This is a genomic window from Paenibacillus sp. SJS-P3, assembly GCF_056711585.1.
The window spans coordinates 651,909-671,480 of sequence record NZ_CM160043.1 but is presented as its reverse complement, the minus strand read 5'-3'; the positions used below and the strand labels follow the sequence as shown (position 1 = coordinate 671,480).

Genomic DNA, 19,572 nt, shown 5'->3' with positions numbered 1-19,572 from the left:
GCACGGCCTGCCGGAGGGCAAAAGAAAAAAGGTGGCCGCTTAGGTCCACCTTTTGCTTGCCGCCGGCAGCGGCAGCGGGTGCTATTTACGCGCGGTCAACCAATTCGAGGAAGACCATAGGAGCCGAATCGCCGCGGCGAGGTCCCAGCTTGAGGATACGAGTGTATCCGCCAGCGCGTTCGGAGTAGCGGCTCGCAAGTTCCGAGAACAGCTTTTGGATTGCGTCTTGCTCTCCGTCGATCGTTTCGCGGCGCACGTATGCAGCCACTTGACGGCGGGCGTGGAGATCTCCGCGCTTCGCTTTCGTGATCAGTTTTTCTGCAATCGAACGCACTTCTTTCGCTTTCGCTTCGGTCGTTTGAATGCGCTCGTACAGGAACAGGTCGGTAACAAGGTCACGGAACAGTGCTTTCCGCGCGCTTGCGTCGCGTCCCAGTTTAGAGTATGCCATCGATTTCCCCTCCTTGATGCTTATTCTTCCGTGCGGAGGCCAAGACCCAGCTCTTCGAGCTTCTCCTGAACTTCTTCCAAAGACTTGCGGCCCAGGTTGCGGACCTTCATCATGTCTTCTTCCGTCTTCAGGGTCAGTTCTTGAACGGTGTTGATGCCAGCACGTTTAAGGCAGTTGTAAGAACGGACGGACAGGTCCAGTTCCTCGATCGTCATCTCGAGAACCTTTTCCTTCTTGTCCTCTTCCTTCTCAACCATAATTTCCGCGTCTTTAGCTTCATCGGTCAGTCCGACGAACAGGTCCAAATGCTCGGTCAGAATTTTAGCGCCGAGGCTTACAGCCTCTTCGGGGCGGATGCTTCCATCCGTCCATACTTCAAGCGTCAGCTTGTCGTAGTTGGTCACCTGACCGACACGTGTATTCTCAACGCTATAGTTCACACGAGTAATTGGCGTGTAAATCGAATCAACGGGGATGACGCCAATCGGCTGGTCTTCACGCTTGTTGCGGTCTGCTTGCACATAACCGCGGCCGCGATTGGCGAAAATCCTCATATGGAGCCGTGCGCCGGAAGCCAAGGTTGCGATATGAAGATCAGGGCTGAGAATCTCGACATCGCTGTCTGCGCGGATGTCGCCCGCCGTTACGTTCCCTTCGCCTTCTGCATCAATTTCCAGCACCTTCTCTTCGTCGGAGTGGATCTTGAGCGACAGGCCTTTCAGGTTCAGGATCATTTCGGTAACGTCTTCCATGACCCCCGGAACCGTGGAAAACTCGTGAAGAACTCCGTCAATCTGCACGGACGTCACTGCCGCGCCGGGAAGCGACGAGAGCAGGATGCGGCGAAGCGAGTTTCCAAGTGTCGTGCCGTAACCCCGTTCCAGGGGCTCGACGACAAATCGGCCATAAGCTCCGTCGTCACTCAGCTCAACGGTTTCGATTTTCGGCTTTTCGATCTCAATCACTATAGTACCCTCCTTCAAAACGTCGCTCCGTATCAATAACGTTCAATGGCGTCAAATCATGTAGTATGCCAAACCTTCACAACCATTATTCACAAGTTGCAGCAATTTGATACCACAGACCGACGAACTATACGCGACGGCGTTTCGGCGGACGGCAGCCGTTGTGAGGAACCGGAGTTACGTCCTTGATCAGGTTCACTTCGAGGCCAGCGGCTTGAAGGGAACGGATCGCGGCTTCACGGCCGGCACCAGGTCCTTTAACCATGACTTCAACGGCTTTCATGCCATGTTCCATAGCGGCTTTAGCAGCGGATTCAGCAGCCATTTGAGCGGCGTAAGGCGTGCTCTTGCGCGAGCCTTTGAATCCAAGGTTGCCGGAGCTTGCCCAGGAGATGGCGTTGCCGTGCGGATCCGTAATCGTGACGATCGTGTTGTTGAACGTCGAGCGGATGTGCGCTACGCCGGATTCGATATTCTTCCGGTCACGGCGTTTGGTGCGAACCACTTTTTTAGGTTTAGCCATTGTTCTTTATCCCCCCTTATTTCTTCTTGTTCGCTACAGTCCGACGAGGACCTTTACGCGTACGAGCGTTGGTCTTCGTGCGTTGTCCGCGAACCGGCAGACCGCGGCGGTGGCGGATACCACGGTAGCATCCGATTTCAACAAGACGTTTGATGTTGAGGGAAATCTCACGGCGGAGATCGCCTTCTACTTTAACAGACTTGTCGATTACTTCGCGCAGCTTGCTTACTTCGTCTTCCGTGAGGTCGCGAACGCGCGTGCTTGCGCTGACGCCAGTTTCAGCCAGGATCCTCTTAGCGGTCGTTTGACCGATGCCGAAGATGTACTGGAGAGCAATCTCAACGCGCTTGTCGCGCGGCAAATCCACACCAGCTATACGTGCCATGGGCAGTGTCCTCCTTTCTTAACCTTGTCTTTGTTTGTGTTTCGGATTTTCGCAAATGACCATAACGTTGCCTTTGCGGCGAATGACTTTGCATTTCTCGCAAATAGGCTTAACCGAAGGTCTGACCTTCATTGGTAATTACCTCCCGATTCCTTCTTCCATAGAACCCCGCGGTCCTATTTCCGATAGGTAATGCGTCCTCTGGATAAATCGTAAGGCGACAACTGGATAACCACTTTGTCTCCGGTCAGAATACGGATAAAGTGCATTCTGAGCTTGCCGGATACATGAGCGAGAATCTGGTGACCGTTCTCCAGCTCAACCTTGAACATGGCGTTAGGCAGCGGTTCAAGAACCGTTCCTTCGACTTCAATGACGTCTTCCTTGGCCATCCTCATTCTCCTTTCGATCAGCGTACTTCTGTATAACGAATCTAAGCTTGGCATTGGTCACCCGGCCCGTCTCGGACATGCTGTCCGAAACTTCGCTGCTGAGAGCCGGCAGTAACTGAAGATGCTGCACGTTCTTCTTCTTCGGCGAGTCGAAGCGCCGTGCGTCTCCATCGGCGATCAAGACGAACCGGTCGTCGATCAATCCGATGATGATGGCGCAGCTGCCCTCGTCCTTGCCTCGAAGCACTTTGACAAGACGGCCGATCTGAGCCAGCGGATCCAAGTTCCTCTTACTCCGAATCCGGCAGCTTCGTCAAAATCTCGCAGCCGTTCTCCGTGACTGCAACCGTGTGCTCGAAATGAGCGCACCAGGAGCCGTCAACCGTTACAACCGTCCAATTGTCCGTCAGTGTGCGGACATAACGCTCCCCGATGTTCACCATCGGCTCGATGGCCAGCACCATGCCTGGTTTCAGCCTCGGGCCCCGGTCCGGAATGCCGTAGTTCGGAATCTGCGGCTCTTCGTGAAGATCCTGGCCGATTCCGTGACCTACATATTCGCGAACGATGGAGAAGCCCTCGTCTTCCACCGCTTTCTGGATGGCGTGCGAGACCGTATACAGCCGAACATCCGGTTTGACCTGTTCAAGCCCGGCGAACAGCGAACGTTCGGTGACCTCCAGCAGTCGGGAGACTTCATCCGTAACCGTCCCTACCGGATAGGTCCAAGCCGAATCCCCGTGGTAGCCCTCGTACTGAGCGCCGATATCAAGCGTGATGATATCGCCTTCGTTCAGCTTGCGGGATCCAGGGATGCCGTGCACCAGTTCTTCGTTGACAGAAGCGCAAATGCTGCCAGGGAATTGATTGTAGCCTTTAAACGACGGAATAGCGCCTTGACTGCGAATGTAGCGATCGGCGATATCATCCAGCTCGCGGGTCGTAATGCCCGCCCGCACAGAAGCAGCCATAAGACGGTGTGTCTCGGCTACTATGCGTCCCGCCTCTCTCATGAATCGCAGTTCGGCTTCAGACTTGCAGATTATCATTCGTTCGAACCCCGCAGAGCGGCAACGATCTCGGCCGTTACTTGGTCAATTTCCTTCTCTCCGTCCACTTCGCGCAGCAAGCCTTTGCCGCCGTAGTATTCCAGAAGAGGAGCCGTCTTCGAGATGTACTCGTCGAGGCGTGTACCGACCTTCTCCTCGGTGTCGTCCGAACGCTGGTAAAGCTCTCCGCCATCCTTGTCGCAGATGCCTTCAACCTTGGGAGGGTTGAACATCACGTGATAAGTGGTGCCGCAGGTTTTGCAGATGCGGCGTCCCGTCAGCCTGGCCAGCAACAGACCGCGATCGACATGCAGGTTGACTACATGATCGATGCCGCGTTCCATTTCTGCCAGCATGGCGTCAAGCGCTGCAGCTTGCTGAAGAGTGCGCGGGAAGCCGTCCAGCAGGAAGCCTCTCTCGCAATCAGCCAGCAGCAGGCGTTCCCGCACGATCCCGTTGGTGATTTCATCCGGGACAAGAAGACCTTGATCCACGAATTCTTTCGCCTTCTGGCCAAGCGGAGTGCCCTGCTTCATCGCCAGCCGGAACGCATCGCCGGTGGAGATGTGAGGAACGTTGAACTTTTCTACGATTCTCTCGGCCTGGGTGCCTTTGCCGGCCCCCGGAGGACCCATGAAAAGAATGTTCATCCTGTCTTCCTCGCTTTAAGCACAATAGGCACGCGCGGGCTGACCACTACCTCCAGCTGGAGCCAGCAAGCCGCCCGTTCGAAGCCCAGTGTTATTTATTGATAAACCCTTTGTAGTGACGCTTGATCAATTGGGTTTCGATCTGCTTCATCGTGTCGAGAGCGACGCCGATGACGATCAGCAGCGAAGTACCGCCAAGCTGAATCGAACGATCCAAGCCGGCCAAGGATCCGAACAGTATCGGCATCAGCGAGATAACCGCCAGGAACAGAGCTCCGAAGAGGGTTATGCGGGACATGACGCGCGTAATGTAGGTCGAGGTCGGTTTGCCCGGGCGAACGCCTGGGATATAGCCGCCGTTCTTCTTCATTTGATCCGCCATCTGTACAGGGTTGATCTGCACGAAGGTGTAGAAGAAGGTGAAGCCGATAATCAGTATAACATAGATCACCATGCCGAGCGCCTTGTCGTAGCTCAGGTGGTTGATGATCCATTGAGCCCAGCTGTGGCCGGACCAGAACTGAGCGATCGTCGATGGGAACATCAGCAGCGATACCGCGAAGATGACCGGGATAACCCCTGCGCCATTGACCTTCAGCGGAATATGCGTCGATTGTCCGCCGTACATCTTGCGTCCGACAACACGCTTGGCGTATTGGACAGGAATCTTGCGGATGCCCTGTTGGACGAAGATGACGCCGACGAGCACGGCCAGAACCACAATCAGAATGGCCAGAACCTTCAGCACGCCCATGAATACTTCACCAGGCTGATCTACGAAGTAAGTCGTATAGATCTTCCCGATGTGGCCCGGCATGGCCGCGATAATACCCGCGAAGATAATTACCGAGATGCCGTTGCCGATGCCGCGCTCCGTAATCTGCTCGCCCAACCACATGAGGAAGGCTGTACCGGCCGTCAGGATGACGGCGATCATCGCATAGGTAGCGAAGCCCGGATTTTGAACCAGTTCCATGTTAGTGAGACGATTGAAGCCTACTGCCGTGGCAAAGCCCTGAACAAGACCCAACACAATGGTACCATAGCGCGTAATCTGCGCCAGTTTCCGTTTGCCGTTCTCGCCTTCCTTGGCCCATTCCGCGAAGCGCGGAATGACATCCATGGAAAGCAGCTGCACGATGATCGATGCCGTGATGTAAGGCATGATTCCGATCGCGAAGATCGAGAATTTGAAGAGCGCGCCGCCCGTGAACGTGTTCAGCAAACCGAACAGATCCGAACCTTGGTTATTGCTTGTGAAGACGCTCTTGTCGATGTTGGGCACCGGAATGAAGGAACCGATGCGGTATACAAGCAAAATGAAAAGGGTAAAGAGGATCCTCTTGCGAAGGTCTTCCACTTTCCAAATGTTTGAAACCGTCTTGAACAATTAGATCACCTCGGTTTGACCGCCGGCAGCCTGGATCTTCTCTACCGCAGATTGAGAGAACTTGCTTGCTTTAACCGTAAGTTGAACCGTTACTTCGCCATTGCCGAGAATCTTGATTCCTGCGAGAGGGTTTTTGATGATGCCCTTCTCAACGAGAACTTCAGGAGTTACTTCGGAGCCAGCTTCAAATACATTCAACTCTTCGATGTTGACAATCGCGTACTCTTTGCGGAATGGATTGTTGAAACCACGCTTAGGCAGACGACGATACAGCGGGTTTTGACCGCCCTCGAATCCAGGACGGACACCGCCGCCGGAACGGGCGTTTTGACCTTTATGGCCTTTGCCCGCCGTTTTGCCGTTGCCGCTACCGATACCGCGTCCTTTACGGAACGGGCTCTTGCGGGAACCTTCAGCTGGTTTAAGATCATGCAATTTCATCGTTCGTTGCACCTCCTTGTTGCTCTTTGAAAGTCTATGGATAGCGATTTGCTCGCTCTTATACTTCTTCTACTTTAACCAGGTGGTTAACCGTAGTCACCATGCCGCGGATAGCGGGGCTGTCGTTAAGGACAACCGTCTGGCGAATTTTGCGAAGACCGAGCGAAGCGACCGTTGCGCGCTGCTTCTCGTTGCGGCCGATCAGACTGCGGACGAGGGTTACTTGCAATTTAGCCATCGTGTTCCCCTCCTTAACCCAAGAGCTCTTCGACAGTTTTTCCGCGAAGCTTGGCAACATCTTCAGCGCGTTTCAGGCGGGAAAGGCCTTCGAGCGTTGCGTTAACCATGTTCATGGAGTTGGAAGAACCGAGGGATTTGGTCAGGATGTCGCCGACACCTGCCAGTTCCAGTACTGCACGCACAGGGCCGCCGGCGATAACGCCGGTACCTTGGGATGCTGGTTTAAGCAGAACTTCACCAGCGCCGAAGTGGCCGAGCACCAAGTGCGGGATCGTCGTGTTCACGAGCGGAACAGAGATCAGGTTTTTCTTGGCATCCTCAATACCTTTGCGAATGGCTTCAGGTACTTCAGCTGCTTTGCCGATACCAGCGCCTACATGTCCTTTGCCGTCTCCGACAACAACCAGGGCGCTGAAGCTGAAGCGGCGTCCGCCTTTAACTACTTTTGCTACGCGGTTGATGTGGACAACCTTTTCGGTCAGTTCACCCAACGCATTTGCATCAATACGCAAGTCGATTTACCTCCTTTTAGTTAGAATTGGAGACCCGCTTCACGGGCTGCATCAGCCAGTGCTTGAATCCGTCCATGGTACAGGTAGCCTCCACGGTCGAATACGACGCTCTCATGGCCTTTATCCTTCGCACGCTTCGCGATCAGTTCGCCTACGAGTTTAGCGGATTCGACGTTGCCGCCGTTGTTCACTTTCTCAGCAAGCTCTTTGTCCAGCGTAGATGCGGATGCGATCGTTACTCCAGCCACATCGTCGATCAGCTGAGCGTAGATGTGCTTGGAGGAGCGGTAGACGGAAAGCCGAGGACGCGCTACAGTGCCGTTGATTTTCTTGCGCACGCGCAGGTGGCGTTTCAGACGGGCTTTGTTTTTGTCGCCTTTGGTGATCATTGAGGGATCCTCCCTTCTTGAATAGATGAACCTCTATACCAATAAGCATAGCCTTATGCTTATTTTTTCTTACCGGCTTTGCCTTCTTTGCGGATAATGCGCTCGCCTTCGTACTTGATGCCTTTGCCTTTGTATGGCTCTGGCTCGCGTACGGAGCGGATTTTCGCAGCCGTTGCGCCGACAAGCTCTTTGTCGATGCCGCGGACCGTGATTTTGTTGTTGCCGATCACTTCGAACTCGATGCCGTCAGCAGGCACGATTTCAACCGGGTGGGAGTAGCCGACGTTGAGGACGACTTTCTCACCGGATTTGCTAGCGCGGTAACCAACGCCTACCAGCTCAAGATTCTTGGAGAATCCATCCGTTACACCGCTGACCATGTTCGCGATGATGCTGCGGGTCGTGCCGTGCAGGGAGCGGTGCAGCTTGTTGTCGGAAGGACGTTCTACGAGGATCGTGCCTTCTTCCAAGTTGACTTTGATATCTTTGTGAACCGGACGGCTAAGGGAACCTTTCGGTCCTTTTACCGTGATCACCGTTTCGTCCAGGGAAACATTCACGCCGCTAGGGACGGTAATCGGTTTGCGACCAATACGGGACATTGTTGCACCTCCTATCGTTGTGGCGATTTATTACCAGACGTAGCAGACGACTTCGCCGCCAGCTTTGCCTTGACGTGCTTCTTTGTCGGTCATAACTCCCTTGGATGTGGAGATAATCGCGATTCCGAGACCGCCGAGTACGCGCGGAACCTCGTTGGATTTCGTGTAAACGCGCAGGCCAGGCTTACTGATACGTTTCAGACCAGTAATGACACGCTCGTTGCTGGAGCCGTATTTCAGGAAAATACGGATCATCCCTTGCTTGCTGTCCTCGATATATTCAGCGTCACGAATGAAGCCCTCGCGCTTGAGAATATCAGCGATTTGCTTCTTGATTTTCGAAGCGGGCATTTCAACGGTTTCATGACGAACAAGATTCGCGTTGCGGATACGGGTAAGCATATCTGCGATCGGATCAGACATAACCATTCTTGTGTACCTCCTTCCCGACTAAAGCTGATTACCAGCTGGCTTTTTTGACGCCAGGGATCTGGCCTTTGTATGCTAATTCACGGAAACAAATCCGGCAAATTTTAAACTTTTGCAGAACCGAGTGCGGACGTCCGCAACGCTCGCAACGAGTGTAGGCGCGGACTTTGAACTTCGGAGCGCGTTGCTGCTTAACTTTCATCGAAGTTTTTGCCACTTTGGTATTACACCTCCTGATTCGCGATTACTTCGCGAACGGCATTCCCAGTTGGGTCAGCAGCTCACGAGATTCTTCGTCCGATTGAGCCGTCGTTACGATAACGACGTCCATACCGCGGACTTTATCGACTTTATCGTATTCGATCTCCGGGAAGATCAGCTGCTCTTTAAGGCCAAGGGTGTAGTTACCGCGACCGTCGAAAGCTTTGGTCGATACGCCGCGGAAGTCGCGTACGCGAGGCAGGGCAACGTTGAACAGCTTGTCGAGGAAGTAGTACATGCGGTCGCCGCGCAGTGTAACTTTAACCCCGATCGGCATATTTTCACGAAGCTTGAAGCCGGCGATGGACTTCTTCGCACGCGTGATTACCGGTTTTTGACCGGAGATGAGGCGGAGATCTTCGACAGCGACGTCAAGCACTTTGGAGTTGGCAACAGCTTCGCCTACGCCCATGTTGATGACGACCTTTTCGATCTTCGGCACTTGCATCACCGTCTGGTAGCTGAACTTCTGCATAAGAGCAGGAGTGATTTCATTCAGAAAACGATCTTTCATTCTTGCTGCCATGGTAAAGGGTCCTCCTTTCCGTAAAGAGTAATTAGTCGATAACTTCGCCGGAGCGTTTAGCTACGCGGACTTTTTTGCCGTTATCAAGCACTTTGTAGCCGATGCGCGTTACTTTGCCGCTCTTCGGATCTACGTGCATCACGTTGGAAACGTGGATCGGAGCTTCCTGCTCGAGGATGCCGCCCTGTGGGTTCGCTTGGGAAGGACGCGTATGCTTCTTCACCATGTTAACGCCTTCGATCAGGACACGGTTCTCACGAGGGTAAGCTGCGATGACGCGGCCTTTTTTGCCTTTATCCTTGCCCGTGATGACGATAACGGTATCGTCTTTCTTCACGTGCAGCTTGTTGTTGTGGGATTCCAGAACTTTTTTAACCTTTGGCATGTGTTACACCTCCTGCTCCTTGACTTCAATCACGCCGCCAGGGCGTTAATTAGATAACTTCCGGTGCAAGCGATACGATCTTCATGAAGTCTTTCTCACGAAGCTCACGGGCAACTGGTCCGAAGATACGGGTACCGCGCGGGCTCTTGTCTTCCTTCACGATGACTGCTGCATTCTCGTCGAATGCGATGTAGGAACCGTCCTTACGGCGAACTGTACGCTTCGTGCGCACGATGACCGCTTTGACTACATCGCCTTTTTTGACAACGCCACCGGGTGTTGCTTGTTTGACAGAGCAGACGATCAGATCGCCGATGTGTCCTACGCGACGTCCCGTACCACCCAGAACGCGGATACACATCAGTTCCTTTGCGCCAGAGTTGTCAGCAACCGCAAGGCGTGTAAAAGGTTGAATCATTGAAATGTCCTCCTTTCAGTCATGATGGCCGAATCGTCTTAAAGTACAACGGCTTCTTCGACGACTTGAACCAGTCTCCAACGCTTGTCTTTCGACAGCGGACGAGTTTCCATGATTTTAACCGTATCACCGATTTTCGCAGTGTTGTTTTCATCATGGGCTTTGAATTTCTTCGTGTATTTGATGCGTTTATGGTACAGATCATGTTTTTTGTAGGTTTCTACAGCCACCACGATCGTTTTATCCATTTTGTCGCTGACCACTTTGCCAATCTGAACTTTGCGGTTGTTGCGTTCGCTCATGTTCTTCCTCCTTCCTCAGGCTGGGCCGTTCAGGCACAGGACTGAATTAGCTGCTGATTCCCAGTTCTCTTTGGCGCAGTACCGTTTTGGCACGTGCGATTTCTTTCCGTACCGCGCTGATGCGGGTCGGATTATCCAATTGGCCGGTAGCCAGTTGGAAGCGGAGGTTGAACAGCTCTTCTTTAAAGCCGGCAACCTTTTGGTTCAGCTCGTCAGTGGTCAGGTTGCGGAATTCATTAGCTTTCATTTGCTTCACCACCCACTTCTTCGCGTTTCACAAACTTCGTTTTAACCGGGAGCTTGTGGGCCGCAAGGCGCAATGCTTCGCGTGCGATTTCCTCGGATACGCCGGCAAGTTCGAACATCACTTTGCCTGGTTTAACGACGGCAACCCATTTCTCCACGTTACCTTTACCGCTACCCATCCGGACCTCGAGAGGCTTTTGGGTGATTGGCTTGGAAGGGAAGATCTTGATCCATACTTTACCGCCACGTTTGATGTAACGGGTCATGGCGATACGAGCGGATTCGATCTGACGGTTCGTGACCCAACCAGGCTCAAGCGCTTGAAGGCCGAATTCACCGAAGTGAACTTCCGTGCCGCCTTTAGCGCGGCCTTTCATATGTCCGCGTTGTTCTTTGCGGTGTTTGACGCGTTTAGGTACCAACATGATTAGTTGCCTCCTTCCTGGACGGCTGCTTTCTTCTTCACAGGAAGGATTTCACCGCGGTAGATCCATACTTTTACGCCGATGCGGCCGTAAGTCGTATGTGCTTCAGCTGTGCCGTAGTCGATATCGGCGCGCAGCGTATGAAGCGGCACGGTTCCTTCGCTGTATCCTTCTTGACGAGCGATCTCGGCGCCGCCGAGACGACCGCTGACAGAAGTTTTGATTCCTTTTGCGCCTGCGCGCATCGAGCGCTGCAGAGCTTGCTTCATCGCGCGGCGGAACGAAGTCCGGCGCTCAAGCTGTTGTGCGATGCTTTCGGCAACGAGCGTTGCGTCCAGATCGGCTTGTTTGATTTCGGAGATGTTGATGTGTACTTTTTTGCCGTTCGTCAGGCGAGTCAGTTCGTTGCGAAGGTTTTCAACTTCGGAACCGCCCTTGCCGATTACCATGCCTGGCTTCGCGGTGTTGATCGTGACGTTCACGCGGTTGGATGCGCGCTCGATCTCGATGCGGGACACAGCAGCGTCTTTCAGCTTGCCTTTGAGGAATTCGCGAACTCGAACGTCTTCCATCAGAAGATCGCCGAAATCTTTACCGGCGTACCATTTGGATTCCCAATCCCGGATGACCCCGATGCGAAGACCAACCGGATTTACCTTTTGACCCACTCGTTATCCCTCCTTATTTTTCAGATACGACCAGCGTGATGTGGCTGGTGCGTTTGTTGATACGGCTTGCGCGGCCCATAGCGCGCGGCATAAACCGTTTCATAGTCGGCCCTTGGTTAACGAATACCTGGGATACGACCAGTTTGTTCACGTCGAGCTGGTAGTTATGCTCGGCGTTCGCAATTGCAGAGTTCAGAAGTTTTTCCACGATCGGGGATGCGGCGCGCGGAGTGTGGCGCAGAATTGCGATCGCTTCGCCAACTTGCTTGCCGCGGATCAGGTCGATAACGAGCTGAGCTTTGCGGGGTGCAATGCGCACTTGGTTAGCATGTGCTTTAGCTTCTGCCATGACAGGTACCTCCTCTCAAACAGCGATGGTATGGAAAGGGCAACGCAACTTAACGTCTGCCCGTTTTTTTGTCGTCGTCGTGACCTTTGTAGGTACGAGTCGGCGCGAATTCACCGAACTTGTGTCCAACCATGTCTTCCGTCACGTATACCGGCACGTGCTTGCGGCCGTCATAAACAGCCAGCGTGTGTCCGATGAATTGCGGGAAGATGGTGGAACGGCGGGACCAGGTTTTGATCACCGTTTTCTTGTTCGCTGCATTCAGTTCTTCAACTTTCTTCAGCAGGTACCCGTCGATGAAAGGACCTTTTTTCAAACTACGACCCATGGATCTGCTCCTCCCTTCCTCGAAGCGTTAGCGTGACGTACTTACGTCACGCACAATCGCTCAAGCGGTTATTATTTCGTACGGCGACGAATAATATATTGGCTCGATGCTTTCTTCTTCTTGCGCGTTTTGGCACCAAGGGTTGGTTTGCCCCATGGAGACATAGGCGACTTGCGTCCGATTGGAGCGCGGCCTTCACCACCACCGTGCGGGTGATCGTTAGGGTTCATGACAACGCCGCGAACTTCAGGACGCTTGCCCAGCCAACGGGAACGGCCGGCTTTACCGATTTTCACGAGCTCGTGATCCTCGTTGCCGACAGAACCGATCGTTGCACGGCAAGTTTTCAGGATGCGGCGCACTTCGCCGGAGCTGAGACGGATAACCACGTAGGTTTCCTCTTTACCGAGAAGTTGAGCTTCCGTGCCGGCTGCGCGAACAAGTTGTCCACCTTTGCCAGGCTTCAGCTCGATGTTGTGGATAAGCGTACCGACTGGAATGTTTTCCAGTGGAAGCGCGTTGCCCACTTTGATGTCTGCGGATGGACCGGAAACGATCGGATCGCCGACTTTAAGGCCTTTAGGCGCGATGATGTAGCGCTTCTCGCCATCGACATAGTTGATCAGAGCGATGTTCGAAGTGCGGTTCGGATCGTATTCGATCGTCGCTACGCGGCCTTCGATGCCGTCTTTGGTCCGCTTGAAGTCGATGATGCGGTATTTGCGCTTGTGCCCGCCGCCGTGATGACGAACCGTGATTTTACCCTGGTTGTTGCGTCCGGCTTTTTTGAAAAGCGGCGCCAGGAGCGATTTCTCCGGTACGTTTGTTGTGATCTCTTCGAATGTCGAGACCGACATGTGGCGACGAGCCGGGGAAGTCGGTTTGTACTTCTTGATAGGCACTTTGTTTCCCTCCTTATCTTGTCAGGTTAGACCGACTCGAAGAATTCCAGCTCTTTGCTGTCTTCGCTCAGTTGAACGAAGGCTTTCTTCCACTCGGACGTGTATCCGGAATGACGGCCGTAGCGCTTAGGCTTGGCTGGCACGCGAAGCGTGTTCACGTTCGTCACTTTAACGCTGAAGATCTGCTCGATGGCAGCTTTAATTTCCGTTTTGTTGGCACGGATGTCAACTTCGAACACATAGCGTTTTGCGCCCATGAGCTCAGTTGTCTGTTCCGTGATAACCGGGCGCTTGATAATATCGCGTGGATCTTTCATTACGCAAGCACCTCCTGTACTTTCTCGACCGCATCCTTGGTGATGATGAGTTGGTCATGCGACAGCACATCCAGAACATTGATGCCCGAGGCTGCGACGAACTTCACACCAGGAATGTTGCGGGCGGACAGAGCCACGTTGTTCTCGAATTCAGCCGTTACGACGAGCGCTTTGCGGCCTACTTTGAGGTTGTTCAGAACGGCTTGGAATTCCTTGGTCTTCGGAGCAGCGAAGCTCAGTTGATCGAGAACGATCAGCTCGCTAGCGATGACTTTGGAAGACAGTGCCGAACGAATAGCCAGACGACGAACTTTGCGTGGCAGCTTGAAGCTGTAGCTGCGCGGAGTCGGTCCGAATACCGTACCGCCGCCAACCCATTGCGGGGAGCGGATGGAGCCTTGACGCGCGCGTCCGGTTCCTTTTTGCTTCCAAGGCTTGCGGCCACCGCCGCGAACTTCGGAGCGTCCTTTGGTTTTGTGCGTGCCAGCGCGCTCGGCTGCTTGTTGCAGCAGAACTGCGCTATGCAGTACGTGAGTGTTAGGCTCGATGCCGAAGACATGCTCGGAGAGCTCGATGTCGCCGACTTTTGCGCCGCTCACATTTACCACATCTACTTTAGGCATAGCTTGTTCCTCCTTTCTTCAGGCGGCGAGTTATTTCTTCACCGTTTGTTTGATTTTAACGAAGCTGTTTTTAGGACCCGGAATGGAGCCTTTAACGAGCAGTACGTTGCGTTCAGCATCGACGCGTACGACTTCAAGCTTCTGAATCGTAATCGTCTCATGGCCCATATGTCCCGGAAGGCGCTTGCCTTTCGGTACGCGGTTCGCTTGGATGGAACCCATCGAACCAGGACCGCGGTGGTAACGCGAACCGTGCGCCATAGGGCCGCGGCTTTGTCCCCAGCGTTTGATAACGCCTTGGAAGCCTTTGCCTTTGGATACGCCCGTCACGTCAACGAACTCGCCTTCAACGAACAGGTCAGCTTTGATTTCTTGGCCAACTTCGTATTCGCCCAGGCTGATGCCACGAATCTCACGAACGTAGCGCTTAGGAGCCGTATTGGCTTTTTTGGCATGGCCGACTTGCGGCTTGTTGGCGTTTTTCTCTTTTTTGTCAGAGAAACCGAGCTGAACAGCTTCGTAGCCATCATTTTCTTGGTCTTTCTTTTGCAGGACGACGCATGGGCCGGCTTCGATAACCGTGACTGGCACGACATTACCTTCAGCTGTGAACACTTGCGTCATTCCGAGCTTTTTACCTAAGATACCCTTCATGTTGACACCTCATTTCGTTCTCACTTTAGCTTGCGCTTGTGGATAACTTACAGTTTGATTTCGATATCTACACCGGACGGCAGGTCCAGGCGCATCAGAGCATCGACCGTTTGCGGAGTCGGGTTCACAATATCGATCAGACGCTTATGCGTACGCTGTTCGAATTGCTCGCGCGAATCCTTGTACTTGTGTACTGCACGGAGAATGGTGATGATTTGCTTTTCCGTCGGAAGCGGAATCGGACCGGAAACGCCTGCCCCGGAACGTTTTGCAGTTTCAACGATTTTCTCTGCAGACTGATCAAGAATGCGGTGATCGTATGCTTTCAAGCGAATACGAATCTTTTGCTTTGCCATATAAGTCCCTCCTTCTATCGCCCAATTTAGTATCGGACATACTCCGCGTGAACTCCTTACACATGCTCCATGGCAAAGGAGCCGGGTGTGTCAGCAACCTCCCGCATCATCGCAACGTCACAGACCAACAGACAATATTTTATCACGTCACACATGCTAATGCAACATGTAAATAGGCTTGCGCTTATGTTTCCTTCTTTTGCTCTGAAAAGCCTTCTATAGGCCGTTTTTTTCGATGAAGGCTTAGCACGGATACGAGATGTCGGATGATTGGATTCCTACCTGCAATAGAGAGATTCGATTGAGTTCCTTCTATATAAATAGAGATGCGTAATCAACATGCCTTCTATGGTCATATAGGTGAGAGACGCTCATCCACCCCATTCCACTTCCCGTTAAACACCAAACCTAAGCGCTGGATAGATTATAGAAATAAGATGGAAAACAAAAAAAGCCCCCGCCGAAGCGGGGGCTTGTCCGATCCGCAGCTAATGCTGCAGGATCATTATTTTTGGATGGTTGCTACGGCGCCAGCGCCTACCGTACGGCCGCCTTCGCGGATCGAGAAGCGAGTTCCTTCTTCGATAGCGATTGGAGCGATCAGTTCAACGGTAACCGTGATGTTGTCGCCAGGCATAACCATTTCCGTACCTTCAGGCAGGTTGATGATGCCCGTTACGTCCGTTGTACGGAAGTAGAACTGTGGACGGTAGCCTGTGAAGAAAGGCTTGTGACGTCCGCCCTCTTCTTTAGTCAGGACGTAGATTTGAGCCGTGAAGTTCGTGTGCGGCTTAACCGAACCCGGTTTAGCCAGAACTTGTCCACGCTCGATGTCTTTACGGTCAACACCGCGAAGCAGTGCGCCGATGTTGTCGCCCGCTTGAGCGGAGTCCATCAGCTTGCGGAACATTTCCACGCCCGTAACGACGGATTTGCGGGATTCTTCAGCCAGACCGATGATTTCAACTTCATCGGAGACTTTGACTACGCCACGGTCGATACGGCCAGTTGCAACCGTACCACGGCCCGTGATCGTGAACACGTCCTCGACAGGCATAAGGAAAGGCTTAGCCGTGTCGCGCTCAGGAGTCGGGATGTACGTATCAACTTGCTCGAAGAGCTCGATGATTTTTTCAGCCCAAGGACCTTCTGGGTTTTGCAGAGCTTCACGAGCAGCGCCGCGGATGATTGGAGTGTCGTCGCCTGGGAACTCATACTCGTTAAGAAGGTCGCGAACTTCCATCTCAACCAGCTCGAGGAGCTCTTCGTCTTCAACCATGTCGCATTTGTTCAGGAATACGACGATGTAAGGCACGCCTACTTGGCGGGAGAGCAGGATGTGCTCGCGCGTTTGCGGCATAGGGCCGTCAGCTGCGGATACAACCAGGATCGCGCCGTCCATTTGAGCTGCGCCGGTGATCATGTTTTTAACATAGTCGGCGTGGCCTGGGCAGTCAACGTGTGCATAGTGACGGTTAGGCGTTTCGTACTCAACGTGAGCCGTGGAGATCGTGATACCGCGCTCGCGCTCTTCTGGAGCTTTGTCGATTTGGTCGAAAGCCGTAGCTACACCGCCGTATTTTTTGGAAAGAACAGTCGTGATGGCAGCCGTCAGCGTCGTTTTACCATGGTCGACGTGACCGATCGTACCGATGTTAACGTGCGGTTTATTACGTTCAAATTTAGCTTTTGCCATTGAACTTAATCCTCCTTAAGGTCAGGAAAGTTTATGTTAGGTGACAGACGAACACCGCAAGCGGTTCTTCGCCTGTCACAGCGAACCTATATAGAGATTACTCCGATTTGCTCTTGGAAACAATCTCTTCTTGGATCGATTTCGGAACTTCTTCGTAGTGGGAGAGTTCCATGGAGAACACGCCGCGACCTTGGGTACCGGAGCGAAGGGTCGTGGAATATCCGAACATCTCGGCGAGAGGCACCTTGGCACGAACGATTTGCGCGCCTGCGCGCGAATCCATGCCTTCGATGCGTCCGCGACGGGAGTTCAGCATGCCCATGACGTCGCCCATGTACTCTTCTGGGATCGTGACTTCGACCTTCATGATCGGCTCGAGAATGACAGGTTTACACTTGTCTTTCGCAGCCTTGAGGGCCATGGAGCCTGCGATCTTGAACGCCATCTCCGAGGAGTCGACGTCATGATAGGATCCGTCGACGATCGTAGCTTTGATGTCGACCAGCGGGAAGCCGGCAATGACACCATTCTTCATGGACTCTTCAATACCCGCTTGAGTTGGGCCGATGAATTCACGAGGTACCACGCCACCGACGACTTTGTTCTCGAAGACGAAACCGCTGCCCGGCTCGAGTGGTTCGAACTCGATCCACACGTGGCCGAATTGACCGCGACCGCCGGATTGGCGAACGAACTTGCCTTCGACCTTAGCCGCTTGACGGAAGGTCTCACGGTAAGCTACTTGCGGTTTACCAACGTTCGTCTCTACTTTGAATTCACGGAGCATGCGGTCAACGAGGATTTCAAGGTGAAGCTCACCCATGCCTGCGATGATCGTCTGTCCCGTTTCTTCGTCCGTATGAGCACGGAACGTCGGATCCTCTTCCGAGAGCTTCTGCAGAGCGATACCCATCTTGTCTTGGTCAGCCTTGGTCTTAGGCTCAACCGCGAGTTGGATAACCGGCTCAGGGAAGTTCATGGATTCGAGGATGACCGGATTCTTCTCATCACACAGCGTATCGCCAGTCGTCGTATCCTTGAGGCCTACTGCAGCGGCGATATCGCCGGAGTATACCGAGCTGATCTCTTGACGGCTGTTCGCATGCATTTGAAGAATACGTCCGACCCGTTCACGCTTGCCCTTCGTTGCGTTGACAACGTAAGAACCGGAGTTCAGTACGCCGGAGTAAACGCGGAAGAAGGTCAGCTTGCCGACGAAAGGATCCGTCATGATTTTGAATGCGAGAGCCGAGAACGGCGCTTCGTCGGAAGATTCGCGGGTCGTCTCCGTACCATCCTCAAGGGTACCCTTGATAGCAGGAACGTCGATTGGAGCCGGCAGATAGTCAACGACTGCATCCAGCATCATTTGCACGCCTTTGTTGCGGTACGAGGAGCCAGCGATGACCGGGAAGATCTTCACTTCAATGACGCCTTGGCGGAGCGCTGCTTTGAGTTCTGGAATGGTGATTTCTTCGCCTTCCAGATACTTCATCATGAGTTCTTCGTCCAGCTCGGCTACTTTCTCGACCAGTTCTGCGCGGAGCTCTTCGGCTTGGTCAGCCAGCTCGGCAGGAATTTCGACTTGCTCAGGATCTTTCCCGAGGTCGTCTTTGTATTTGTAGGCAACACGTTCAACGAGATCGATTACGCCGACAAAATCATTCTCGGCGCCGATCGGCAGTTGAATCGCAACAGCATTGGCTTGCAGACGATCGCGCATGTCTTTGATGACATTCAGGAAGTCAGCGCCGATGATGTCCATTTTGTTGATGTAAGCAATCCGCGGAACGTTGTAGCGGTCAGCCTGGCGCCATACGGTTTCGGACTGAGGCTCTACGCCTTCCTTTGCACTGAAAACACCAACTGCCCCGTCCAATACGCGCAGGGAACGTTCAACTTCAACGGTGAAGTCAACGTGTCCCGGGGTGTCGATGATATTGATGCGGTTGCCCTTCCACTGAGCGGTCGTCGCGGCAGACGTGATCGTGATGCCGCGCTCCTGCTCTTGTTCCATCCAGTCCATCGTCGCTGCACCTTCGTGCACTTCGCCGATTTTGTGGGTACGGCCTGTGTAGAACAGGATCCGTTCGGTCGTGGTGGTTTTACCCGCATCGATATGCGCCATAATCCCGATGTTACGCGTATTTGCCAAGGAGAACTCTCTTGCCATTGGAATGTCTCCCTTCAAATTGTACTGCTAGAATCCTACCAGCGGTAGTGAGCGAATGCTTTGTTGGCTTCCGCCATTTTGTGCGTGTCTTCGCGTTTTTTAACGGAAGCGCCGGTGTTGTTGGAAGCGTCGAGAATTTCAGCTGCAAGACGCTCTTCCATCGTTTTCTCCCCGCGGTTGCGCGAGTAGTTCACGAGCCAACGGAGACCAAGCGCGGTACGGCGCTCAGGTTTAACTTCGATCGGCACCTGGTAGTTGGCGCCGCCTACACGGCGGGCTTTAACTTCCAGTACAGGCATGATGTTCTTCAGGGCTGCTTCGAATACTTCCATCGGATCTTTACCGGAGCGTTCTTGAATCAGTTTGAAGGCATCGTACAGCAGTGTTGCAGCAACACCGCGTTTGCCGTCGATCATGATGCGGTTGATGAGACGCGTAACGAGCTTGCTGTTGTACATAGGATCCGGCAGTACGTCGCGTTTTGTTACAGGACCTTTACGTGGCATGTAGCAAGTCCCCCTTTCC

Annotated in this window: 34 protein-coding genes; all 34 read right to left on the bottom strand. The window is 53.4% G+C overall.

What is annotated here, in order from left to right; all coding sequences use genetic code 11:
* Positions 1–85: 85 nt before the first annotated feature.
* The 34 genes from rplQ to rpsG all read right to left on the bottom strand — a co-directional run bounded on the left by rplQ (position 86) and on the right by rpsG (position 19,553).
* A complete protein-coding gene (gene rplQ / locus AC06G8_RS03075) occupies positions 86–451 on the bottom strand; it encodes a 50S ribosomal protein L17 (RefSeq protein ID WP_048743581.1) in 366 nt (121 codons plus the stop codon).
* 20 nt (positions 452–471) lie between these two features.
* Complete coding sequence (locus tag AC06G8_RS03070; protein WP_049868849.1) at positions 472–1,416, bottom strand: DNA-directed RNA polymerase subunit alpha; 945 nt, start codon at positions 1,414–1,416, stop codon at positions 472–474.
* A 127-nt stretch (positions 1,417–1,543) separates the two neighbouring features.
* The gene (gene rpsK / locus AC06G8_RS03065) at positions 1,544–1,939 is read right to left on the bottom strand and encodes a 30S ribosomal protein S11 (RefSeq protein WP_021878306.1); all 396 of its coding nucleotides are present in this window, start codon (positions 1,937–1,939) and stop codon (positions 1,544–1,546) included.
* A 16-nt stretch (positions 1,940–1,955) separates the two neighbouring features.
* Positions 1,956–2,324, bottom strand: coding sequence for a 30S ribosomal protein S13 (gene rpsM / locus AC06G8_RS03060; protein ID WP_048743584.1), 369 nt, complete (start codon positions 2,322–2,324; stop codon positions 1,956–1,958).
* 18 nt (positions 2,325–2,342) lie between these two features.
* A complete protein-coding gene (rpmJ, locus tag AC06G8_RS03055; protein ID WP_021296640.1) occupies positions 2,343–2,456 on the bottom strand; it encodes a 50S ribosomal protein L36 in 114 nt (37 codons plus the stop codon).
* A 44-nt stretch (positions 2,457–2,500) separates the two neighbouring features.
* Positions 2,501–2,716 (bottom strand): translation initiation factor IF-1, encoded by a 216-nt coding sequence (gene infA / locus AC06G8_RS03050; RefSeq protein WP_125663939.1) that lies wholly within the window; start codon positions 2,714–2,716, stop codon positions 2,501–2,503.
* Entirely contained in the window at positions 2,694–2,999 is a 306-nt protein-coding gene (locus AC06G8_RS03045; RefSeq protein ID WP_447665222.1) for a hypothetical protein, read from the bottom strand. Before AC06G8_RS03045 ends, infA begins: the two co-directional genes overlap by 23 nt.
* 7 nt (positions 3,000–3,006) lie before the next feature.
* A complete protein-coding gene (map, locus tag AC06G8_RS03040; protein ID WP_021878309.1) occupies positions 3,007–3,765 on the bottom strand; it encodes a type I methionyl aminopeptidase in 759 nt (252 codons plus the stop codon).
* Complete coding sequence (locus tag AC06G8_RS03035) at positions 3,762–4,415, bottom strand: adenylate kinase (protein ID WP_447665221.1); 654 nt, start codon at positions 4,413–4,415, stop codon at positions 3,762–3,764. The genes map and AC06G8_RS03035 overlap by 4 nt, the downstream gene beginning before the upstream one ends.
* 91 nt (positions 4,416–4,506) lie before the next feature.
* The gene (gene secY / locus AC06G8_RS03030; RefSeq protein ID WP_021878311.1) at positions 4,507–5,805 is read right to left on the bottom strand and encodes a preprotein translocase subunit SecY; all 1,299 of its coding nucleotides are present in this window, start codon (positions 5,803–5,805) and stop codon (positions 4,507–4,509) included.
* Positions 5,806–6,246: a 50S ribosomal protein L15 gene (gene rplO, locus AC06G8_RS03025; RefSeq protein ID WP_048743590.1), complete on the bottom strand. Its 441-nt coding sequence runs from the start codon at positions 6,244–6,246 to the stop codon at positions 5,806–5,808.
* A gap of 58 nt (positions 6,247–6,304) precedes the next feature.
* Positions 6,305–6,484 (bottom strand): 50S ribosomal protein L30, encoded by a 180-nt coding sequence (gene rpmD, locus AC06G8_RS03020; RefSeq protein WP_021878313.1) that lies wholly within the window; start codon positions 6,482–6,484, stop codon positions 6,305–6,307.
* Positions 6,485–6,497: 13 nt separating this feature from the next.
* Positions 6,498–6,998: a 30S ribosomal protein S5 gene (gene rpsE, locus AC06G8_RS03015; protein WP_048743592.1), complete on the bottom strand. Its 501-nt coding sequence runs from the start codon at positions 6,996–6,998 to the stop codon at positions 6,498–6,500.
* Positions 6,999–7,018: 20 nt separating this feature from the next.
* Entirely contained in the window at positions 7,019–7,387 is a 369-nt protein-coding gene (gene rplR, locus AC06G8_RS03010; protein ID WP_048743594.1) for a 50S ribosomal protein L18, read from the bottom strand.
* A 59-nt stretch (positions 7,388–7,446) separates the two neighbouring features.
* Positions 7,447–7,989 (bottom strand): 50S ribosomal protein L6, encoded by a 543-nt coding sequence (rplF, locus tag AC06G8_RS03005; protein WP_049868848.1) that lies wholly within the window; start codon positions 7,987–7,989, stop codon positions 7,447–7,449.
* A 30-nt stretch (positions 7,990–8,019) separates the two neighbouring features.
* Complete coding sequence (gene rpsH / locus AC06G8_RS03000; protein ID WP_447665220.1) at positions 8,020–8,418, bottom strand: 30S ribosomal protein S8; 399 nt, start codon at positions 8,416–8,418, stop codon at positions 8,020–8,022.
* Positions 8,419–8,449: 31 nt separating this feature from the next.
* The gene (locus AC06G8_RS02995) at positions 8,450–8,635 is read right to left on the bottom strand and encodes a type Z 30S ribosomal protein S14 (RefSeq protein WP_010348808.1); all 186 of its coding nucleotides are present in this window, start codon (positions 8,633–8,635) and stop codon (positions 8,450–8,452) included.
* 27 nt (positions 8,636–8,662) lie between these two features.
* Entirely contained in the window at positions 8,663–9,205 is a 543-nt protein-coding gene (gene rplE / locus AC06G8_RS02990; RefSeq protein WP_021878319.1) for a 50S ribosomal protein L5, read from the bottom strand.
* A 31-nt stretch (positions 9,206–9,236) separates the two neighbouring features.
* Positions 9,237–9,590, bottom strand: coding sequence for a 50S ribosomal protein L24 (gene rplX, locus AC06G8_RS02985; protein ID WP_021878320.1), 354 nt, complete (start codon positions 9,588–9,590; stop codon positions 9,237–9,239).
* Positions 9,591–9,639: 49 nt separating this feature from the next.
* Positions 9,640–10,008 carry a 50S ribosomal protein L14 gene (gene rplN, locus AC06G8_RS02980; RefSeq protein ID WP_048743599.1) on the bottom strand — a complete coding sequence of 123 codons (369 nt, stop codon included), beginning with the start codon at positions 10,006–10,008 and terminating at the stop codon, positions 9,640–9,642.
* Positions 10,009–10,046: 38 nt separating this feature from the next.
* The gene (gene rpsQ, locus AC06G8_RS02975; RefSeq protein WP_021878322.1) at positions 10,047–10,310 is read right to left on the bottom strand and encodes a 30S ribosomal protein S17; all 264 of its coding nucleotides are present in this window, start codon (positions 10,308–10,310) and stop codon (positions 10,047–10,049) included.
* 46 nt (positions 10,311–10,356) lie between these two features.
* A complete protein-coding gene (gene rpmC, locus AC06G8_RS02970) occupies positions 10,357–10,557 on the bottom strand; it encodes a 50S ribosomal protein L29 (protein WP_048743602.1) in 201 nt (66 codons plus the stop codon).
* Positions 10,547–10,981 carry a 50S ribosomal protein L16 gene (rplP, locus tag AC06G8_RS02965; RefSeq protein WP_076360233.1) on the bottom strand — a complete coding sequence of 145 codons (435 nt, stop codon included), beginning with the start codon at positions 10,979–10,981 and terminating at the stop codon, positions 10,547–10,549. The genes rpmC and rplP overlap by 11 nt, the downstream gene beginning before the upstream one ends.
* Before the next feature lie 2 nt (positions 10,982–10,983).
* Positions 10,984–11,649 (bottom strand): 30S ribosomal protein S3, encoded by a 666-nt coding sequence (rpsC, locus tag AC06G8_RS02960; RefSeq protein ID WP_021878325.1) that lies wholly within the window; start codon positions 11,647–11,649, stop codon positions 10,984–10,986.
* Positions 11,650–11,662: 13 nt separating this feature from the next.
* Positions 11,663–11,998 carry a 50S ribosomal protein L22 gene (gene rplV / locus AC06G8_RS02955; protein ID WP_447665219.1) on the bottom strand — a complete coding sequence of 112 codons (336 nt, stop codon included), beginning with the start codon at positions 11,996–11,998 and terminating at the stop codon, positions 11,663–11,665.
* A 49-nt stretch (positions 11,999–12,047) separates the two neighbouring features.
* Positions 12,048–12,326, bottom strand: a complete 279-nt coding sequence (gene rpsS / locus AC06G8_RS02950; RefSeq protein WP_021878327.1) for a 30S ribosomal protein S19 — start codon at positions 12,324–12,326, stop codon at positions 12,048–12,050.
* 71 nt (positions 12,327–12,397) lie between these two features.
* Complete coding sequence (rplB, locus tag AC06G8_RS02945) at positions 12,398–13,228, bottom strand: 50S ribosomal protein L2 (RefSeq protein ID WP_447665218.1); 831 nt, start codon at positions 13,226–13,228, stop codon at positions 12,398–12,400.
* Between the two features lie 26 nt (positions 13,229–13,254).
* Entirely contained in the window at positions 13,255–13,545 is a 291-nt protein-coding gene (gene rplW / locus AC06G8_RS02940; RefSeq protein ID WP_021878329.1) for a 50S ribosomal protein L23, read from the bottom strand.
* Positions 13,545–14,168, bottom strand: a complete 624-nt coding sequence (rplD, locus tag AC06G8_RS02935) for a 50S ribosomal protein L4 (RefSeq protein ID WP_021878330.1) — start codon at positions 14,166–14,168, stop codon at positions 13,545–13,547. Before rplD ends, rplW begins: the two co-directional genes overlap by 1 nt.
* Positions 14,169–14,198: 30 nt before the next feature.
* Positions 14,199–14,822 (bottom strand): 50S ribosomal protein L3, encoded by a 624-nt coding sequence (gene rplC, locus AC06G8_RS02930; RefSeq protein WP_076360229.1) that lies wholly within the window; start codon positions 14,820–14,822, stop codon positions 14,199–14,201.
* 47 nt (positions 14,823–14,869) lie between these two features.
* Positions 14,870–15,178 (bottom strand): 30S ribosomal protein S10, encoded by a 309-nt coding sequence (gene rpsJ, locus AC06G8_RS02925; RefSeq protein WP_017692074.1) that lies wholly within the window; start codon positions 15,176–15,178, stop codon positions 14,870–14,872.
* A gap of 505 nt (positions 15,179–15,683) precedes the next feature.
* Positions 15,684–16,874 (bottom strand): elongation factor Tu, encoded by a 1,191-nt coding sequence (gene tuf / locus AC06G8_RS02920; RefSeq protein WP_447665216.1) that lies wholly within the window; start codon positions 16,872–16,874, stop codon positions 15,684–15,686.
* A 97-nt stretch (positions 16,875–16,971) separates the two neighbouring features.
* Positions 16,972–19,047 (bottom strand): elongation factor G, encoded by a 2,076-nt coding sequence (fusA, locus tag AC06G8_RS02915; RefSeq protein ID WP_447665215.1) that lies wholly within the window; start codon positions 19,045–19,047, stop codon positions 16,972–16,974.
* Between the two features lie 35 nt (positions 19,048–19,082).
* A complete protein-coding gene (gene rpsG, locus AC06G8_RS02910) occupies positions 19,083–19,553 on the bottom strand; it encodes a 30S ribosomal protein S7 (RefSeq protein ID WP_447665214.1) in 471 nt (156 codons plus the stop codon).
* Positions 19,554–19,572: the final 19 nt, after the last annotated feature.

What these genes read in the sequence shown, in the direction of transcription:
- map (WP_021878309.1), bottom strand. Translation starts at nt 3,765, where the DNA reads ATGATAATCTGCAAGTCTGAAGCCGAACTGCGATTCATGAGAGAGGCG.
- rplP (WP_076360233.1), bottom strand. Translation starts at nt 10,981, where the DNA reads ATGTTGGTACCTAAACGCGTCAAACACCGCAAAGAACAACGCGGACAT.
- rplC (WP_076360229.1), bottom strand. Translation starts at nt 14,822, where the DNA reads ATGAAGGGTATCTTAGGTAAAAAGCTCGGAATGACGCAAGTGTTCACA.
- rpsS (WP_021878327.1), bottom strand. Translation starts at nt 12,326, where the DNA reads ATGGGTCGTAGTTTGAAAAAAGGTCCTTTCATCGACGGGTACCTGCTG.
- rpsH (WP_447665220.1), bottom strand. Translation starts at nt 8,418, where the DNA reads ATGGTTATGTCTGATCCGATCGCAGATATGCTTACCCGTATCCGCAAC.
- rpsQ (WP_021878322.1), bottom strand. Translation starts at nt 10,310, where the DNA reads ATGAGCGAACGCAACAACCGCAAAGTTCAGATTGGCAAAGTGGTCAGC.
- fusA (WP_447665215.1), bottom strand. Translation starts at nt 19,047, where the DNA reads ATGGCAAGAGAGTTCTCCTTGGCAAATACGCGTAACATCGGGATTATG.
- rplF (WP_049868848.1), bottom strand. Translation starts at nt 7,989, where the DNA reads ATGTCCCGTATTGGTCGCAAACCGATTACCGTCCCTAGCGGCGTGAAT.
- rplX (WP_021878320.1), bottom strand. Translation starts at nt 9,590, where the DNA reads ATGCCAAAGGTTAAAAAAGTTCTGGAATCCCACAACAACAAGCTGCAC.
- rplE (WP_021878319.1), bottom strand. Translation starts at nt 9,205, where the DNA reads ATGGCAGCAAGAATGAAAGATCGTTTTCTGAATGAAATCACTCCTGCT.
- rplD (WP_021878330.1), bottom strand. Translation starts at nt 14,168, where the DNA reads ATGCCTAAAGTAGATGTGGTAAATGTGAGCGGCGCAAAAGTCGGCGAC.
- rplO (WP_048743590.1), bottom strand. Translation starts at nt 6,246, where the DNA reads ATGAAATTGCATGATCTTAAACCAGCTGAAGGTTCCCGCAAGAGCCCG.
- AC06G8_RS03035 (WP_447665221.1), bottom strand. Translation starts at nt 4,415, where the DNA reads ATGAACATTCTTTTCATGGGTCCTCCGGGGGCCGGCAAAGGCACCCAG.
- rpsG (WP_447665214.1), bottom strand. Translation starts at nt 19,553, where the DNA reads ATGCCACGTAAAGGTCCTGTAACAAAACGCGACGTACTGCCGGATCCT.
- rpmD (WP_021878313.1), bottom strand. Translation starts at nt 6,484, where the DNA reads ATGGCTAAATTGCAAGTAACCCTCGTCCGCAGTCTGATCGGCCGCAAC.
- tuf (WP_447665216.1), bottom strand. Translation starts at nt 16,874, where the DNA reads ATGGCAAAAGCTAAATTTGAACGTAATAAACCGCACGTTAACATCGGT.
- rpmC (WP_048743602.1), bottom strand. Translation starts at nt 10,557, where the DNA reads ATGAAAGCTAATGAATTCCGCAACCTGACCACTGACGAGCTGAACCAA.
- rpmJ (WP_021296640.1), bottom strand. Translation starts at nt 2,456, where the DNA reads ATGAAGGTCAGACCTTCGGTTAAGCCTATTTGCGAGAAATGCAAAGTC.
- rplR (WP_048743594.1), bottom strand. Translation starts at nt 7,387, where the DNA reads ATGATCACCAAAGGCGACAAAAACAAAGCCCGTCTGAAACGCCACCTG.
- rpsM (WP_048743584.1), bottom strand. Translation starts at nt 2,324, where the DNA reads ATGGCACGTATAGCTGGTGTGGATTTGCCGCGCGACAAGCGCGTTGAG.
- rpsJ (WP_017692074.1), bottom strand. Translation starts at nt 15,178, where the DNA reads ATGGCAAAGCAAAAGATTCGTATTCGCTTGAAAGCATACGATCACCGC.
- infA (WP_125663939.1), bottom strand. Translation starts at nt 2,716, where the DNA reads ATGGCCAAGGAAGACGTCATTGAAGTCGAAGGAACGGTTCTTGAACCG.
- rplN (WP_048743599.1), bottom strand. Translation starts at nt 10,008, where the DNA reads ATGATTCAACCTTTTACACGCCTTGCGGTTGCTGACAACTCTGGCGCA.
- rpsK (WP_021878306.1), bottom strand. Translation starts at nt 1,939, where the DNA reads ATGGCTAAACCTAAAAAAGTGGTTCGCACCAAACGCCGTGACCGGAAG.
- rplW (WP_021878329.1), bottom strand. Translation starts at nt 13,545, where the DNA reads ATGAAAGATCCACGCGATATTATCAAGCGCCCGGTTATCACGGAACAG.
- rplV (WP_447665219.1), bottom strand. Translation starts at nt 11,998, where the DNA reads ATGGCAGAAGCTAAAGCACATGCTAACCAAGTGCGCATTGCACCCCGC.
- rplQ (WP_048743581.1), bottom strand. Translation starts at nt 451, where the DNA reads ATGGCATACTCTAAACTGGGACGCGACGCAAGCGCGCGGAAAGCACTG.